The sequence below is a fragment of the Citrobacter telavivensis genome (genome assembly GCA_009363175.1).
GTDB lineage: Bacteria > Pseudomonadota > Gammaproteobacteria > Enterobacterales > Enterobacteriaceae > Citrobacter_A > Citrobacter_A telavivensis.
In genome coordinates this window covers 3,012,248-3,028,016 of the sequence record CP045205.1, presented here as the reverse complement: position 1 = coordinate 3,028,016, position 15,769 = coordinate 3,012,248, and the positions used below count along the sequence as shown (strand labels likewise).

General features: G+C 53.5%; 15 protein-coding genes and 1 pseudogene. 7 read left to right on the top strand and 9 right to left on the bottom strand.

What is annotated here, in order from left to right; translation table 11 throughout:
- Positions 1–148 precede the first annotated feature (148 nt).
- The 5 genes and pseudogenes from ompC (at position 149) to ttcA (ending at position 3,411) form a co-directional block, all read left to right on the top strand.
- Complete coding sequence (gene ompC, locus GBC03_16800; GenBank protein ID QFS71744.1) at positions 149–1,273, top strand: porin OmpC; 1,125 nt, start codon at positions 149–151, stop codon at positions 1,271–1,273.
- 155 nt (positions 1,274–1,428) lie between these two features.
- On the top strand, positions 1,429–1,641 hold the full coding sequence (locus tag GBC03_16795) for a KTSC domain-containing protein (protein ID QFS71743.1): 213 nt from the start codon (positions 1,429–1,431) through the stop codon (positions 1,639–1,641).
- Between the two features lie 81 nt (positions 1,642–1,722).
- On the top strand, positions 1,723–2,157 hold the full coding sequence (uspF, locus tag GBC03_16790) for a universal stress protein UspF (protein QFS71742.1): 435 nt from the start codon (positions 1,723–1,725) through the stop codon (positions 2,155–2,157).
- Between the two features lie 57 nt (positions 2,158–2,214).
- A pseudogene (locus GBC03_16785) lies at positions 2,215–2,426 on the top strand (tyrosine-type recombinase/integrase).
- A gap of 49 nt (positions 2,427–2,475) precedes the next feature.
- The gene (gene ttcA, locus GBC03_16780; GenBank protein QFS71741.1) at positions 2,476–3,411 is read left to right on the top strand and encodes a tRNA 2-thiocytidine(32) synthetase TtcA; all 936 of its coding nucleotides are present in this window, start codon (positions 2,476–2,478) and stop codon (positions 3,409–3,411) included.
- A gap of 44 nt (positions 3,412–3,455) precedes the next feature.
- On the opposite strand, the gene dbpA is transcribed toward ttcA, so the two are convergent.
- The 4 genes from dbpA to GBC03_16760 all read right to left on the bottom strand — a co-directional run bounded on the left by dbpA (position 3,456) and on the right by GBC03_16760 (position 7,523).
- A complete protein-coding gene (dbpA, locus tag GBC03_16775) occupies positions 3,456–4,829 on the bottom strand; it encodes an ATP-dependent RNA helicase DbpA (GenBank protein ID QFS71740.1) in 1,374 nt (457 codons plus the stop codon).
- Between the two features lie 29 nt (positions 4,830–4,858).
- Positions 4,859–5,041 carry a hypothetical protein gene (locus GBC03_16770; GenBank protein ID QFS71739.1) on the bottom strand — a complete coding sequence of 61 codons (183 nt, stop codon included), beginning with the start codon at positions 5,039–5,041 and terminating at the stop codon, positions 4,859–4,861.
- A 275-nt stretch (positions 5,042–5,316) separates the two neighbouring features.
- Entirely contained in the window at positions 5,317–6,300 is a 984-nt protein-coding gene (gene zntB / locus GBC03_16765; protein ID QFS71738.1) for a zinc transporter ZntB, read from the bottom strand.
- 89 nt (positions 6,301–6,389) lie between these two features.
- Complete coding sequence (locus tag GBC03_16760) at positions 6,390–7,523, bottom strand: chemoreceptor protein (protein ID QFS71737.1); 1,134 nt, start codon at positions 7,521–7,523, stop codon at positions 6,390–6,392.
- A gap of 433 nt (positions 7,524–7,956) precedes the next feature.
- Here GBC03_16760 and GBC03_16755 point away from each other — a divergent pair, with 433 nt between their 5' ends.
- Both GBC03_16755 and GBC03_16750 read left to right on the top strand, forming a co-directional pair.
- Entirely contained in the window at positions 7,957–10,071 is a 2,115-nt protein-coding gene (locus tag GBC03_16755; protein QFS71736.1) for an EAL domain-containing protein, read from the top strand.
- A 54-nt stretch (positions 10,072–10,125) separates the two neighbouring features.
- The gene (locus GBC03_16750) at positions 10,126–11,358 is read left to right on the top strand and encodes a diguanylate cyclase (protein ID QFS71735.1); all 1,233 of its coding nucleotides are present in this window, start codon (positions 10,126–10,128) and stop codon (positions 11,356–11,358) included.
- 46 nt (positions 11,359–11,404) lie between these two features.
- Here the strand turns inward: GBC03_16750 and pcaC are convergent, their stop codons facing one another.
- The 5 genes from pcaC to GBC03_16725 are packed head-to-tail and all read right to left on the bottom strand — an operon-like array spanning position 11,405 to position 15,768.
- Positions 11,405–11,794 (bottom strand): 4-carboxymuconolactone decarboxylase, encoded by a 390-nt coding sequence (pcaC, locus tag GBC03_16745; GenBank protein ID QFS71734.1) that lies wholly within the window; start codon positions 11,792–11,794, stop codon positions 11,405–11,407.
- A complete protein-coding gene (pcaD, locus tag GBC03_16740) occupies positions 11,784–12,548 on the bottom strand; it encodes a 3-oxoadipate enol-lactonase (protein ID QFS71733.1) in 765 nt (254 codons plus the stop codon). Before pcaD ends, pcaC begins: the two co-directional genes overlap by 11 nt.
- On the bottom strand, positions 12,526–13,890 hold the full coding sequence (locus tag GBC03_16735; GenBank protein ID QFS71732.1) for a 3-carboxy-cis,cis-muconate cycloisomerase: 1,365 nt from the start codon (positions 13,888–13,890) through the stop codon (positions 12,526–12,528). The genes pcaD and GBC03_16735 overlap by 23 nt, the downstream gene beginning before the upstream one ends.
- A gap of 9 nt (positions 13,891–13,899) precedes the next feature.
- The gene (pcaF, locus tag GBC03_16730; GenBank protein ID QFS74035.1) at positions 13,900–15,102 is read right to left on the bottom strand and encodes a 3-oxoadipyl-CoA thiolase; all 1,203 of its coding nucleotides are present in this window, start codon (positions 15,100–15,102) and stop codon (positions 13,900–13,902) included.
- 9 nt (positions 15,103–15,111) lie between these two features.
- Positions 15,112–15,768: a 3-oxoacid CoA-transferase subunit B gene (locus GBC03_16725; protein QFS74034.1), complete on the bottom strand. Its 657-nt coding sequence runs from the start codon at positions 15,766–15,768 to the stop codon at positions 15,112–15,114.
- Position 15,769 lies beyond the last annotated feature (1 nt).

The window sequence follows — 15,769 nt, the reverse complement described above, 5'->3', positions numbered from 1 at the left end:
TTATCATTTCTACAGAATTATTTATTTAAGGTTTAACTTAAGACGTAACGATTGATGTTTATCTCTTTGCGGAACTTCTCCTTTAGTATTTTTTTACTCCCCAACAGAGGGAGTTACAGGTAAATAATAAAACTAAAGGATAATTTCGATGAAAAGAAAAGTACTGGCCCTTGTTATCCCTGCCCTGTTAGCCGCAGGCGCCGCGCATGCCGCTGAAGTTTATAATAAGGACGGCAACAAATTAGATCTGTATGGCAAAGTTGATGGCCTGCATTATTTCTCTGATGATGCCAACAGTGATGGCGATCAAACTTATGTCCGTATGGGTTTCAAAGGTGAAACGCAGATTAACGACCAACTGACCGGTTACGGCCAGTGGGAATATCAGGTTAACGCTAACACCACCGAAAGCGATCACGGCAACAGCTTTACCCGTCTTGGCTTTGCTGGTCTGAAATTTGGCGATTACGGTTCATTTGACTACGGTCGTAACTACGGCGTCATGTACGACGTGGAAGGCTGGACCGATATGCTGCCTGAATTTGGTGGCGACTCCTATACCCGGTCTGACAACTTTATGACGGGTCGTGCTAACGGTGTTGCAACCTGGCGTAATACTGATTTCTTCGGTCTGGTTAATGGCCTGAACGTCGCCCTGCAGTATCAGGGTGCCAACGAAAATCAGAAAACCAATGAACAGGAAGGCACCGGTAATGGTGGCGATCGCACCGTCCAGAACGCTAACGGCGACGGTTTCGGTATCTCGTCTACCTATGACGTCGGGATGGGGGTTAGCTTCGGTGCAGCCTACACCACTTCCGATCGTACCAACGAGCAGGTCAATACCGGCGGTCGCGTCGCGGGTGGCGATAAGGCGGATGCCTGGACTGCGGGTCTGAAATATGACGCCAACAACATTTATCTGGCCACTATGTATTCTGAAACCCGTAACATGACCCCGTATGGTGATGACGGCGTAGCAAACAAAACCCAGAACGTAGAAGTGACGGCACAATACCAGTTCGACTTCGGGCTGCGTCCAGCGGTTTCCTTCCTGATGTCAAAAGGTAAAGATCTGACCGGTCAGGGCAATGACAACAGCAAAGATCTGGTGAAATACGCGGATATTGGCGCGACTTACTACTTTAACAAGAACATGTCCACCTACGTTGATTATAAAATCAACCTGCTGGATAACGACGACAGCTTCTATTCTCGTAACAATATTAATACCGATGATGTCGTCGCACTCGGTATGGTCTACCAGTTCTAAGCCCCTCAGCCCGCGGGTAACGGCGGGCTGTTATCACTTTCACCCGGTTAGAACCTATCCGCTTTACCTATAACAAAACGCGATATCTTGTAGACTAAAATCCCCTTCAGTTAGATGATATATTCATTGTATGACCTGCCGTCGAGGATGCCGCCATGAACCATCAACCCGTAAAATCATCACGAATCGCATCCGTCGGCTATGACGAGAAATCGTCTACGCTGGAAATTCGTTTCTACCAGTCTGGTGTTCTGCAATATCGCGGAGTCCCTGCGCATATATACCAAAATTTTCTTTCTGTGGTCTCAAAAGGCCGATTTTATGACGGCGTTATTAAGGGTAAGTATCCAGAAACTAAAAACAAATAATGCTGAAATGTGATCATTATCATTGTACTGAATCTGCGATAAGACGTTACACTTTATATGGATACTCAAACAGGAGGTTTAATGAACAGAACAATTCTTGTACCCATCGATATTTCAGACTCAGAATTAACTCAACGTGTGATTAATCATGTCGAAGCCGAGGCGAAAATTGACGATGCACAGGTTCATTTCCTGACCGTCATCCCGTCTCTGCCTTACTATTCTGCACTGGGCCTGGCCTACTCTGCGGAGTTGCCTGCCATGGACGATCTGAAAGCCGAAGCGAAATCTCAACTGGAAGAGATTATCAAGAAGTTCACTATCCCGTCGGACAGAGTACAGATCCATATCGCTGAAGGCTCGCCAAAAGACAAGATTCTTGAAATGGCGAAAAAACTGGCGGTTGATATGGTGATTATTGCTTCGCACCGCCCGGACATTACAACATATCTGTTAGGGTCGAACGCCGCTGCTGTGGTACGCCATGCAGAGTGTTCCGTACTGGTCGTACGCTAACATTTTCAGCCCGCACATCGCTGCGGGCTTTTTGTTCCCGTCCTTCAGAACGTTTAAGCTGTAAAACGTGCTGGCATTCGTCGCCGCAATCCGTACCATACACGGCACACTTTCGCATGCGGATTATTGCCCGCAGGCGCAAACCCGTCTTTTGTTGCCATCAGGTGGGGCACAAAAATGCGCAGCTGGTGTATGAAATCAATGCTACCGGGATTGAAGAAATGAAGAGTGAGCAGATAGCGATGCTAAACTCGACGCTGGCGATGTAAAGCGCTTTTGTCCCACTGGTGCCCCGTTTGATATTTGAGTAAAGATTAAATGTCGCAAAATCAAGATATTACTAAGAAAGAACAGTACAACCTGAATAAATTGCAAAAACGTCTGCGTCGTAACGTGGGCGAAGCGATTGCCGATTTCAATATGATTGAAGATGGCGACCGCATCATGGTCTGCCTGTCCGGCGGTAAAGACAGCTACACCATGCTGGAAATTTTGCGCAATTTGCAGCAAAGCGCCCCTATTAGCTTTTCTCTGATCGCCGTTAACCTGGACCAGAAACAACCCGGTTTCCCCGAGCACATTCTGCCTGAATATCTTGAACAACTTGGCGTTGAGTACAAGATTGTTGAAGAGAATACGTATGGGATCGTGAAAGATAAGATCCCGGAAGGCAAAACCACCTGCTCTCTTTGTTCACGCCTGCGCCGTGGCATTCTCTATCGCACGGCGACGGAACTGGGTGCCACCAAAATCGCCCTGGGCCACCATCGCGACGACATTCTGCAAACCCTGTTCCTGAATATGTTCTACGGCGGGAAAATGAAAGGCATGCCGCCGAAGCTGATGAGCGATGATGGTAAACATATCGTGATCCGCCCGCTGGCCTACTGCCGTGAAAAGGATATTGAACGCTTTGCCGAAGCCAAAGGCTTCCCGATCATCCCTTGTAATCTGTGCGGTTCGCAGCCAAACCTGCAACGTCAGGTGATTGCCGATATGCTGCGCGACTGGGATAAACGCTATCCTGGCCGTATTGAGACCATGTTCAGCGCCATGCAGAACGTGGTTCCTTCACACCTGAGCGACATTAACCTGTTCGATTTCAAAGGCATTAAGCACGGTTCTGATGTTGTCGATGGCGGCGATCTGGCGTTTGATCGTGAAGAGATCCCGCTTCAGCCCGCAGGCTGGCAACCGGAAGAAGACGACAATCAGCTTGACGAGCTGCGTCTGAACGTTGTTGAAGTGAAGTAATGTGAAGCGGGCCGGACACGTTTTGTCTCCGGCCCAACAAGCGTTTATTTCAGCAGGCGAACCCGACAGGTTTTGCCTTTGATCTTCCCATTCTGCAGTTGTTTCCACGCCTTATGCGCCACCGACTGACGGACCGCCACATAAACATGCGCCGGATGAACGGTAATCTTGCCAATATCCGCGCCATCCAGACCAATATCGCCGGTTAACGCGCCCAGCACATCACCCGGACGCATTTTGGCCTTCTTACCGCCGTCGATACACAACGTCGCCATTTCAGCAACCAGCGGCGTTACCGTGCGTTGAGCCGTAGCGGAGACCCAGTTAAGGGTTATCTGTAGCATTTCAGAGAGAATATTCGCCCGCTGCGCCTCTTCCGGTGCGCAAAAGCTGATAGCCAGACCGCTGTTCCCGGCGCGCGCGGTACGTCCAATGCGGTGAACATGGACTTCCGGATCCCACGCCAGTTCGAAATTCACCACCAACTCCAGCGATTTGATATCGAGTCCGCGCGCCGCAACGTCAGTCGCCACCAGCACCCGCGCACTGCCATTGGCAAAGCGCACCAGCGTCTGATCGCGGTCGCGCTGTTCCAGATCGCCGTGCAGTGCAAGCGCACTTTGTCCGGCCTCATTCAGCGCATCGCACACCGCCTGGCAATCTTTTTTGGTATTACAGAACACCACGCAGGAAGCTGGCTGATGCTGGCTAAGCAACGTTTGCAGCAGCGGAATTTTACCGTGCGTGGACGTTTCAAAGAACTGCTGTTCGATGGCGGGAAGCGCATCCACCGAATCAATTTCGATAGAGAGCGGATTTCGCTGCACGCGACCGCTGATGGCCGCGATCGCTTCCGGCCAGGTCGCCGAAAACAGCAGCGTCTGACGTGATGCGGGCGCGAAGCGGATCACCTCGTCTATCGCCTCACTGAATCCCATATCCAGCATCCGGTCAGCTTCGTCCATCACCAGAGTGGTCAGCGCGTCCAGCGAAACGGTGCCCTTTTGCAGATGGTCGAGTAAGCGACCGGGCGTGGCGACAATGATATGCGGCGCATGTTGAAGAGAATCGCGCTGTGCACCGAAAGGTTGTCCACCACAAAGCGTCAGGATTTTAGTATTCGGTAAGAAACGCGCCAGACGACGCAGTTCGCCCGCGACCTGATCCGCCAGTTCGCGCGTCGGGCACAGGACCAGCGACTGCGTCTGAAACAGGGTGACATCAATATGCTGTAACAGCCCGAGACCAAATGCTGCCGTCTTACCGCTGCCGGTTTTCGCCTGCACCCGGACATCCTGCCCGGCAAGGATCGCCGGCAACGCCGCCGCCTGGACGGGTGTCATGGACAGATACCCCAGCTCGTTCAGATTCTCAAGCTGGGCGGCGGGTAACACATTCAGGGTAGCAAAAGCAGTCACAATTTAATCTCACGGTAAACGACTCACAGTCAGCAGGCGCGTATCCTCGCAGATCTGCGCCTGTGATGCGACATTTTAATCGGTTCTTCATCCGGTGGCGGATCCGGCATCGGCTGCGGACGAGGAATCGGCTCAGGGATGGGTATGGGGTCGGTTGGCACGGAATCAGAGAAATGAATCGCCCGATCGTGCAGGGTTAACACAGGTAACATCGTTGCCTCCGGTCTGTCATTGACTCCCTTTTAGGGTAGTAGCTGAAAACAGGCAGACAAAAAAAAGCCGACTTATTTAAGTCGGCGTCGTACGAATCAATTGTGCTATGCAGTAATTCAAAAAAGGAAGTAAGACAATATGGAGCGCAACGCCCATCGCTTGACGTTGCATTCACCTGCAAGAGTGATATTGCCCCTAACAGGCGTCGCATTTATTGACTTCGCTCAATCTTAAAGCCGTTTTTAGGTGTAGAAATCTCTTAAAACACCCGTTTTTACAACCATTTACTACGATGCAACCATAAAGTAACACCACCAATCAGAACCACTAACAGAATGCAAAAGAGTGAAAAACCAAATTGCCACCCTCCGCCAGGTATGCCGCCGAGATTGACGCCGAACAGTCCGGTCAGAAACGTGCTGGGAAGGAAAACCATCGCCATCAATGACATGGTATACGTGCGTCTTGCCAGAGACTCCTGCATCACCTGAGCAATCTCATCCGCCATAACGCCGGTACGGGCGATACAGGCATCAATTTCATCCAGCCCTCTTCCCAGTCGGTCGGCAATGTCCTGCATCCGGCGTCGCTGATCGTCCGTCATCCACGGCAGACGCTCGCTGGCCAGGCGCGAGTACACATCGCGCTGTGGAGCCATATAGCGGCGCATGACGATCAGCTGTTTTCGCAACAGTGCGAGGAATCCGCGCGGCGGGATTTGTTGATCGAGCAGATTGTCTTCGAGATCGATGATTTTATCGTGCAACTCTTCGATAAATTCGCTGGCGTGATCCGTCAGCGCATCGCATACGTCAACCAACCAGCCGCCACAGTCGGCAGGCCCGGTGCCTTCCTGGAGATCGCTGACCACATCGTCAAGCGCCAGCACTTTACGCTGTCGCGTTGAGACGATCAGCCGTTCATCCATATACAGACGCATTGCGACCAGTTGGTCGGGACGTTCATCGGTGCTGCCATTAATACAGCGCAGCGTAATGAGCGTCCCTTCCCCCAGGCGGCTAACGCGCGGACGAAGACTTTCACCGGCCAACGCGTCACGGACGTTATTCGGCAATAACGGCGTCGTTGCCAGCCATTGCGCGCTGTCCGGATGCGTGTAGTTCAGGTGCAGCCAGCATGGATGTTCGCTGCTGATCACATCATCATCTTCCAGCGGTTTTACGCCGCCTTTGCCGTCCAGCAACCAGGCAAACACCGCATCCGGCACACTGACTTCAGACCCTTTGATGGCTTCCATTTCGCCTCCCATACCTCGCGCTTTTCTGGTTAGTCTAGCCGTCGACGTATGTTAAGCAACCACTCATTCTCCCATTGTGCTGAAATGGCTCATGAAAACCCGCGAGCATAGCGCTTGTGCACCGGGGGGGATATCTCTTCTGCCGAATCACTTAAACGGAATTGATGTGTTTTTGACTGGAGATCGACAACCTGAGATTTCAGAACATCTGACGATCCTGATAATTCGTCCACCATCAGGGTGTTACTTTGCGTCACTTTTTCCAGTTCGTTCATCGCCAGGGTTATCTGATTAATCCCTTTTTCCTGTTCAGTCGTGGTGGCCGATATTTCACTCATCAACTGGCTTAATTGCCCTGCACCCTGAACAATTTCCTGCATATTTTTTTCTGTTTCGCCCACAATCGTTGCGCCTTGCTGCACATTTTGATGAGTCACATCGATGAGCCCCCGAATATTTTTCGCGGCCTCTGCACTTCTGTGCGCCAGATTTCGAACCTCCGTCGCCACGACGGAAAATCCTTTTCCGTGCTCTCCTGCACGCGCGGCTTCTACAGCGGCATTCAGCGCCAGAATATTGGTCTGGAACGCAATATCATCAATCAGGGTGATTATTTCTGTCATTTGCTGCGCACACGCCGTAATCGAATGCATATTACTGGCGACCTGAACCATTAATTCGCTGCCCTTGTACGCGCATTGCATCGCGCTGTCGGCCTGTTGGTTGGCGAGTCGCGTGTGGTCAGCGTTGTTGCGGGTACTGGCTGCCATTTGTTCCATACTGGCGGCGGTCTGGATTAATGAGGCGGACTGCTGTTCTGTTTTTACCGATAATTCAGCGCTGCGGGCAGCCAACTGCTCTGACAACAACAGCGCTGTTTTCGAAGAAAGTCGGATCTCCCGCACCAGCGTCGCGATGCTGCCGGATAAACTGTTGATGCCCGGAATGAGTCTCCCGGCACAGTTATTACCAAATTCAGGAATATGAACGGCGAGATTTCCCGCGGTCACCGCCTCAATACTTCTTTTCACCGTATTGATGGGGGTGACAAGATATATTGTCATGTAGCACCATAATGACAGTAACGCCAGCAGAAAAATGACGTTCATTGCAATGAATACCGGAAATCTCACCGAGTACATTATTTGCACAACATTAATCATGAAAAAAACAAATAGCAGAAATACGAGAATAAATGTTCTGACGCTAATGTGTTTTAACATTTTAAACCTGTTAGAGGTTAATATGGCAGGTCATATTTATATAGCATCAGAAAAGCATATATTCTTCTCGTTTAGCTCTGTATCTCATCTTCACGTTGAGATTAATTAAATTTACCTTAAAGCGGGATAATGGAAGATAAATTTACCTTATGCTTCATGTTAATCATGGAAACGACGACTTTCCCCTCCAGGCTCATGAGATTCTACTCCTGAACAGTTAAGTGGCACGACACTCTATGTAACGCGCATTAACCACAGCTTAACTGATTAGATTTCATAACGTTTAAATAAGCACCTTCGCGCTTTTGCCGCTTTTCACCGCAGAACGCTAATGAAGAAGGCGAAAATTTCGGGATTTGTCATTTTTTTCTCATGCGAAAGGATGAATCCCTGCTAAATTTAACTGCACGACAGACTCTCGATGGAAAGCAAGATGTTGCACGTATCATGGGATCCGGTATTAATCGGCATCTCGTTTCTTGTTGCCTTCATTGCTGCATTTGTCTCCCTCGATAGCGCGGGTAAAGTGGCTATTTCTGCGCGGCGAGAATCGATATTCTGGCGCTTATCGGGGGGTATTACGCTCGGTATGGGGATCTGGTCTATGCATTTCATCGCAATGCTGGCGATGAAAATGAGCATGCCCCTTAACTATCATCTGCCGTTGACCCTTCTCTCCTTTGCTATTGCCCTGCTCGCGGCGTCGTTTGCAATTCACATTGTGATTCCCGGCACACCGCTCTCACGCATCAGACTGCTGGTCGCAACCGTGGTTCTGAGCATGGGAATGGTCGCCATGCATTATGTTGGGATGGCCGCAGTCGTCGGACAAGGTGCCATCATCTGGAATCGGGGGCTGGTAGCCCTGTCCGTTATCATCGCCGTCATGGCTTCCGGTCTCGGCCTGCGACTGGCTTTTTCACAGCAGCAGGATACGCGCCAGACGTTGCTTAACCGGTTGGCGGCGTCACTAATTTTCGCGCTGGCGATCTCCGCCATGCACTACACCGGTATGAGCGCGGCCACGTTCAGTCATCATAGCCACACACTCCACGCGGGACTCAGTCAGGTTGAACTCGCCATCTGCGTCGCGGGTATCACGCTGGTCACGCTAGGCGTGATGCTGGTGATCTCCATGCTTGACTCGCAGGTGCGGGCGTCGCAACTGGCAGAAAACCTCTCCCATCTCAGCGAGAAACTGACCCAGCAAAGTCATTTCGATGCCTTGACAGGGCTGCCCAACCGCGCACAAATCGACACCTGTTTACTGGCCTGTATGGAAGACTCGGCGCTCAACCAGCGGCGGTTTGCCCTTGCTTTTATCGATCTTGACCGTTTTAAAGTCGTCAATGACACCTGGGGTCATCATATTGGCGACCAATTACTGGTAGCCAGTAGCCAGCGCATCCTCGCCTGTCTTGATGACACCATGACGCTTGCCCGCTTAGGGGGAGACGAATTTATTTTATTGATGCCGGAGAACAATACCGAAGCTATCTCCACTCGGATGGACCGTATTGCCAACGCTCTGCGAATGCCTTTCTCTCTCTCAGGCCATGTCATTCGTGTTTCACTCAGCGCCGGGCTCAGCTTCTATCCCGAACACGGTACCACCCCGCATGAGCTACGCGTGAAGTCGGATGTCGCCATGTATCATGTGAAGCAGCAGGGTCGCGACGGCTGGGCCATCTACCAACCGGAAATGGAAGCCCTTGTTACCACCGCGCCAGCCTTTTTACAGGACCTGTCACAGGCGCTGGCGCGTCATGAATTTGAGCTATGGTATCAGCCAAAATATACTGCCAGTGACCGCACTCTGGCCGGGTTTGAGGCGCTGTTGCGCTGGCGGCATCCTGAACAAGGGCTACTGATGCCTGGCGCGTTTCTCCCCACGCTTGAAGATACGGGTCTCATGCTTTCGGTCGGGAAATGGGTGATTCAGCAGGCCTGTTCGCAGCTCTGTCAATGGACCCAGCAAGGACATACCGACTGGTCGCTTGCGATTAACCTCTCTGCGACGCAGTTTGAACAGCATGATATCGTCGATATCGTCTGTAGCGCGCTTGCCCGTTACCAGATCCTGCCGTCCCGGTTAACGCTGGAAATAACGGAAAGTGCCGTGCTAAAAAATCTTGAGCGCAGCACGCAGATCCTGAATAGCTTTTCGACTGCCGGGATCACGGTTTCAATTGATGATTTCGGAAGCGGATATTCAAATATGCTAATGTTGAAATCACTTCCGGCGCGGGAATTGAAGATCGATCGTATCTTTATTAAAGATATCAATGAGAACAACAAGAACAGCAAAATTGTCTCGACGATTATTGATATCGCCCACTCTATGAATTTACGCGTCGTCGCGGAAGGGATCGAAACGCCTGAGCAAGAGCGACTCCTGACGCAGATGGGGTGTGGCGTACTGCAAGGCTTTTTATATGCCCATCCCTTACCGGCACAGCAAATACCGTCACTATTACAAAAGGATAATCTCATTGAACAACTAAACGTTGTTTCCTGTTTATCACCACAACGTTCTATTACATTATAAAAAACTATTCTCGCATGTTCGCAAAATAATGAATAAAAAATAACGGGATTACTGATGATTGCACACAACCTGAATGCACTGGATTTATTAACGCTTCCGGTCTGGATCGTCTCTCCAGGCACCGAAGAATTACTCTTTGCCAATCGTATCGCCAGAGAGATGATGCAAGGATACACCTTCAGCCAACTGCGCAAAGGGGTGTATTCCACCCACGCGCAGACTATCTTACCGAACTATATTACGGATCTTCGCAACCAGCAGGATATTGTCGAAATTCTGACGGTGCCGCGTGAAAATAATCCGGCTGCGCTCACCTGCCGGTTGTCGGTAAAAGACCTGCCGGGATCCGGTGAAGTGATTCTCTTCGAAGGCATTGATACCCCGGCGGCGCAGGGGTTGAAGGCCAGCCGGTCTGCAACCTATCAGCGTAAAAAGCAGGGATTTTACGCCCGATTTTTTCTCACTAACTCCGCCCCCATGCTGTTGATTGACCCCTCAAGAGAGGGACTTATTGTCGATGCCAACCTGGCGGCGCTCAATTTCTACGGCTACAGCCTGGAGGCAATGTGCCAGAAACATACTTGGGAAATCAATATGTTGGGTCGGCAGATTCTGCCGATTATGCATGAAATTGCGCGACTTCCGGGCGGGCATAAACCGTTAAATTTTGTCCATAAAATTGCCGATGGCACAACCCGCCATGTGCAAACCTATGCCGGGCCGATTGAAATCTACGGCGACAGACTGATGCTGTGCATCATTCACGACATCACCGAGCAGAAACGCCTCGAACAAGAACTGGAGCGCGCCGCCCTGCATGATGCGCTGACCGGATTGCTCAACCGTCGTCAGTTCTATCAACTGACTGAACAGGGACAGATGCAGCATCTGTCCCTGCCCCAGGATTACAGCCTGCTGCTCATTGATACCGACCGGTTTAAAAGCATTAACGACCTGTATGGTCACCTGAAAGGGGATGAGGTGCTCTGCGAGCTGGCGCGAAACCTGGAATCCTGCGCGCGCAACGGTGATTTAGTGTTCCGCTGGGGCGGCGAAGAGTTTATTCTGCTGTTACCGCGCACCCCGCTGGAGACCGCGCTGCAGCTAGCCGAATCCATTCGCGCCTCGGTGGCGAAAATTGGCCTCCCCGGCCTGCCGCGCTTTACCGTGAGCATTGGTGTGGCCCACCACGAACCTAACGAAAGTATCGATGAACTGTTTAAGCGGGTGGATGCTGCACTCTACCGGGCCAAAAACGATGGGCGAAACCGGGTGCTCGCAGCCTGAAAACGGTGTCCCCCGACGACGCGCACCGTCGCCGGGGTGTCCGGATTTATTTCCCCGCGGCGTCGCGCTGATCAAAAACCTGCTGCGCCAGATGCAGCGTCGCATTGGCGGCAGGCAATCCGCAGTAAAGCGCCGAATGCATGATCAGCTCTTTCAGTTCCTCACGCGTTACACCGTTGTTGAACGCGGCATTGAGATGCATTTTCAGCTCCGCCTCGCGATTGAGCGCAATCAGCATCGCAATGGTTATCATACTGCGCGTATGCCGATCCAGTCCGGGACGGCTCCAGATATCACCCCATGCATAACGGGTAATGAAGTTCTGAAATTCTTCATTCAGCGGCGTCAGATTTTGCACGGTGCGGTCAACATGCGCATCGCCCAGGACACCCCGGCGTATGGCCATTCCCTGCTGATAACGTTCTTCATCCTGCATGTTGTCCTCCCAGAAACGATAATAACGCCGCGTTCACCGTGGCCGGCGCTTCAATAGTGGATAAGTGGGACGCCTTCACCACGGCCAGCACGGAACCTGCAATACGCTGATGCATAAACCGGGCGTCGTCCACGGTGGTGACCGGGTCATATTCTCCGGCGATCAGCAGCACCGGCCGCGTAATACGGCTAATCTGTTCACGTAAATCAGCCGTAGCCAGCGCATCACAGCAGGCGGCGTATCCTTCTGCTGACGAGTCCGCGAGTTGCTGACACAGGGCTGAGACCGTTTGCGGTGCGGACCGACAAAAGGATGGGCTGAACCAGCGTTCAGGTGCGCTGACGGCAATGTCGCGCAGTCCGTTCTGACGAACATGTTGTGCGCGAGCGTGCCAGCCCGCCTCATCACCGATGCGTGCGGCGCTGTTTATCACCGTCACGCTCAGCATCCTCTGAGGATGATGACAGGCAAGCCAGAGCCCGGTGAGCCCTCCCATCGAGATCCCGCAAAAATGCGCTGCCGGAATATCCAGGTGGTCAAGCAACGCAATCACATCCTGCCCTAACCGGGCGAGATCGGTTGGCCCCGTTTTACCCGTAGCACCATGCCCGTGAGTGTCATAGCGTAACACCCGATACTGTGCGCTCAACGCGGCAAGTTGCGGCGCCCACATCGTAAGCGTGGTGCCCAGGGAATTGGATAACACCACCACTGGCGCATCGTCCGGGCCATCAATCTGGTAATTCAGTTCCATGCTGTCGTTCCTCGTAACGTGCAAGCACACGTTGAACAAATTGTGCCGCGCTGCCGGTCGCCGTGCCGGGATCCAGTAACGCCGCCAGCTGAGATTCATTAAGATGGGCCATCACCTGCGGGTCATCGACAAGCACCGAATGCAGGGATCGATCGTTTTCTATTGCGCGATGGCACAGCCCTTCAATCAGATGGTGCGCGTCCTGTTTGCCGATAAATGCCGCCAGCGCCAGAGTGACCGCTTCCGCCATCATCAGACCGTGGGTGATGTCCAGGTTGTCACGCATCTTTTGCGGAAAAACCTGCATATGCAGGGCGAGCAGCTGGGTTTCCTCCAGCGCGTGCCCGACCAGCATGACGACCTCCGGCAGGACTTCCCATTCAGCCTGCCAGCCGCCGAGCGCGCGTTCATGCTGCTGTAGCTGACAACCAAAGAGTGTGGCCATCAGCCCTGGCGTACGCTGCGTGGCGGTCAGGATCGCCGCACAGCTTACCGGATTTCGTTTATGCGGCATCGCCGACGATCCGCCCCGACCTGCGGCGGCAGGTTCGCTGACTTCTGCCACTTCAGTCTGCATCAGCAGCGCAAAGTCCTGAGCAAACTTGCCGAGGGTACCGCCAATACCGGCATACCATGCCCCGACTTCTAACAGCCTGTCGCGCTGGGTATGCCAGGGCGTATCCGGCAGCGTCAGCGCCAGTTCCTGCGCAAGCCGCTCTGCCACCGGTAGAGCGTCCTGTCCGAGTGATGCCAGCGTTCCCGCCGCGCCGCCAAACTGCAGCACCTGGACGCGAGGCAGCAACTGTTGCAGACGTTCCTGCCAGCGCAGCAGCGCATCAAGCGTGCTCGCCAGTTTTAAGCCCCAGGTCACCGGCAGCGCCTGCTGCATCCAGGTACGCCCAGGCATGACGGTGTGCTGGTAGTGCAATGCCTGACGGGCAAAGGTTTCTGTCAACTGACCCAGCGCGCGTTGCGTGTGATTCAGCGCGGCACGCAGTTGCAGCACCAGACCGGTATCGATCGCATCCTGACTGGTTGCCCCCCAGTGGACGTAGCGCGCCGCGTCAGGATCTGCGCTCTTCACCCGTTCGGTTAAGTGTTTTACCAGCGGAATCGCCAGATTGCCTGCCGCCCGCGCCGATTCCGCCAGCGCGGGCAGATCAAACAACTCCGCGCGACAGGCCTGGGCGATAGGCCCGGCGGCCGTTGCCGGGATCACTCCGCAGGCGGCCTGCGCGCGGGCAAGCGCGGCTTCAAAATCGAGCATTCCCTGGAGAAGCTGTAAATCTGAAAATTCTGTCGTGAGCGCCGTTCCGCGCATCAACGGGGTTAGCAAGGTCATTCCTGCTCCTTACACACGTTCAATAATCAATGCGATCCCCTGACCCACGCCAATGCACATCGTACAAAGCGCATAGCGGCCGCCGGTACGCTGTAACTGGTAAGCGGCGGTCATCGCCAGACGACCGCCCGATGCCCCCAGAGGGTGGCCGAGGGCAATCGCACCGCCGTTGGGATTCACCTGGGCGGCATCATCGGGTAGCCCCAAATCGCGCATCACCGCCAGCGCCTGCGCGGCAAACGCTTCGTTAAGTTCGATGACATCCATCTGACTGAGCGTTAATCCTGTTTGTGCCAGCACTTTACGGACCGCCGGTGCCGGACCGAAGCCCATAATTCGCGGGGCGACCCCAGCGGTTGCCACGCCGACAATACGCGCCAGCGGTTGCAACCCCTGCTGTACCATCGCCTGTTCACTGGCGATGAGCAGCGCACAGGCACCGTCGTTGACGCCAGACGCATTGCCCGCCGATACCGTACCGTCGGCGCGAACCACGCCTTTCAGCCTGGCGAGCGCCTCCAGCGACGTTGCGCGCGGATGCTCATCCTCGCGAAAGATCAGCGGATCGCCCCTTTTCTGTGACACTGTCACAGGAATCAATTCTTGCGCGAACAGTCCCTGCTCCTGAGCGGCAGCGGTGCGTAACTGGCTGCGCAGGGCAAACGCATCCTGATCGGTGCGCGATATGCCAAACTCCTGCGCCACGTTTTCCGCCGTTTCCGGCATAGAATCTACACCATAGCGTGCTTTCATTTGCGCGTTGATAAAACGCCAGCCAATCGTGGTGTCTTCGATTTTCATATTCCGGCTGAAGGCGTTTTCTGCTTTACCCATCACAAATGGCGCACGCGACATGCTCTCCACGCCCCCCGCGATCATCAGCTGCGTTTCACCACTTTTAATCGCTCGCGCGGCGATGCCGATGGCATCAAGGCTGGATCCGCACAGACGGTTTACCGTGCTGCCCGGAACGCTTTCCGGTAGCCCGGCCAGCAGCAGCGCCATCCGCGCCACGTTGCGGTTATCTTCCCCCGCCTGATTTGCACAGCCGTAAATCACATCATCAATCAGCGCCGGATCGAGGCCAGGATTACGTTCAAGCAAGGCTTTCAGCACAATGGCGGCCAAATCGTCAGCCCTGACGCTCGCCAGCGTTCCGCCGAAGCGACCAAAAGGGGTCCGCACTGCATCGCAGATAAATGCCTGATTCATCATAGTTCCTTATGCGCTTTGCGCCAGCGGTTCACAGCTCAGCGTTACCGGCGTCAGACGCTGCAACTCCTCAAAAGAGAGACCGTTGAAAATCTCCCGGACAACCGGCCCCGTGTCGGTAATGTCGATCACTGCCAGGTCGGTATAGATACGGCTGACACAGCCCATGCCCGTCAGTGGGTAGGAGCAGTACTCAACCAGTTTGCACTCACCGTCGCGGGTCAGATGGTCCATCATCACGAAAACCTGGCGCGCACCGATCGCCAGATCCATCGCGCCGCCCACGGCGGGAATGGCGTCCGGCGCACCGGTACTCCAGTTGGCAAGATCCCCTGATGCAGAGACCTGATACGCCCCCAGCACGCAGATATCGAGGTGTCCGCCACGCATCATGGCGAAAGAGTCGCCGTGGTGGAAAAAGCAACCGCCCTGCAACAAGGTGACGTACTCTTTTCCGGCGTTAATCAGTTCCGGATCTTCTTCCCCTTCTGCGGGTTTTGGCCCCATCCCGAGCAGGCCATTTTCACTGTGCAGGAAAATCTCTTTTTCCGCCGGCAGGTAGTTGGCGATGCGGGTCGGCAAGCCGATCCCCAGATTGACGTATGCTCCTTCCGGAATATCCTGCGCCACGCGTCTGGCCATTTCGTCACGGGATAATTTCTTCATC

Excerpts from the sequence above, each read along its gene's own strand:
- ompC (QFS71744.1), top strand. The coding sequence starts at position 149 with ATGAAAAGAAAAGTACTGGCCCTTGTTATCCCTGCCCTGTTAGCCGCA.
- GBC03_16795 (QFS71743.1), top strand. The coding sequence starts at position 1,429 with ATGAACCATCAACCCGTAAAATCATCACGAATCGCATCCGTCGGCTAT.
- uspF (QFS71742.1), top strand. The coding sequence starts at position 1,723 with ATGAACAGAACAATTCTTGTACCCATCGATATTTCAGACTCAGAATTA.
- ttcA (QFS71741.1), top strand. The coding sequence starts at position 2,476 with ATGTCGCAAAATCAAGATATTACTAAGAAAGAACAGTACAACCTGAAT.
- GBC03_16770 (QFS71739.1), bottom strand. The coding sequence starts at position 5,041 with ATGTTACCTGTGTTAACCCTGCACGATCGGGCGATTCATTTCTCTGAT.
- zntB (QFS71738.1), bottom strand. The coding sequence starts at position 6,300 with ATGGAAGCCATCAAAGGGTCTGAAGTCAGTGTGCCGGATGCGGTGTTT.
- GBC03_16760 (QFS71737.1), bottom strand. The coding sequence starts at position 7,523 with ATGTTAAAACACATTAGCGTCAGAACATTTATTCTCGTATTTCTGCTA.
- GBC03_16755 (QFS71736.1), top strand. The coding sequence starts at position 7,957 with ATGTTGCACGTATCATGGGATCCGGTATTAATCGGCATCTCGTTTCTT.
- GBC03_16750 (QFS71735.1), top strand. The coding sequence starts at position 10,126 with ATGATTGCACACAACCTGAATGCACTGGATTTATTAACGCTTCCGGTC.
- pcaC (QFS71734.1), bottom strand. The coding sequence starts at position 11,794 with ATGCAGGATGAAGAACGTTATCAGCAGGGAATGGCCATACGCCGGGGT.
- pcaD (QFS71733.1), bottom strand. The coding sequence starts at position 12,548 with ATGGAACTGAATTACCAGATTGATGGCCCGGACGATGCGCCAGTGGTG.
- GBC03_16735 (QFS71732.1), bottom strand. The coding sequence starts at position 13,890 with ATGACCTTGCTAACCCCGTTGATGCGCGGAACGGCGCTCACGACAGAA.
- pcaF (QFS74035.1), bottom strand. The coding sequence starts at position 15,102 with ATGAATCAGGCATTTATCTGCGATGCAGTGCGGACCCCTTTTGGTCGC.
- GBC03_16725 (QFS74034.1), bottom strand. The coding sequence starts at position 15,768 with ATGAAGAAATTATCCCGTGACGAAATGGCCAGACGCGTGGCGCAGGAT.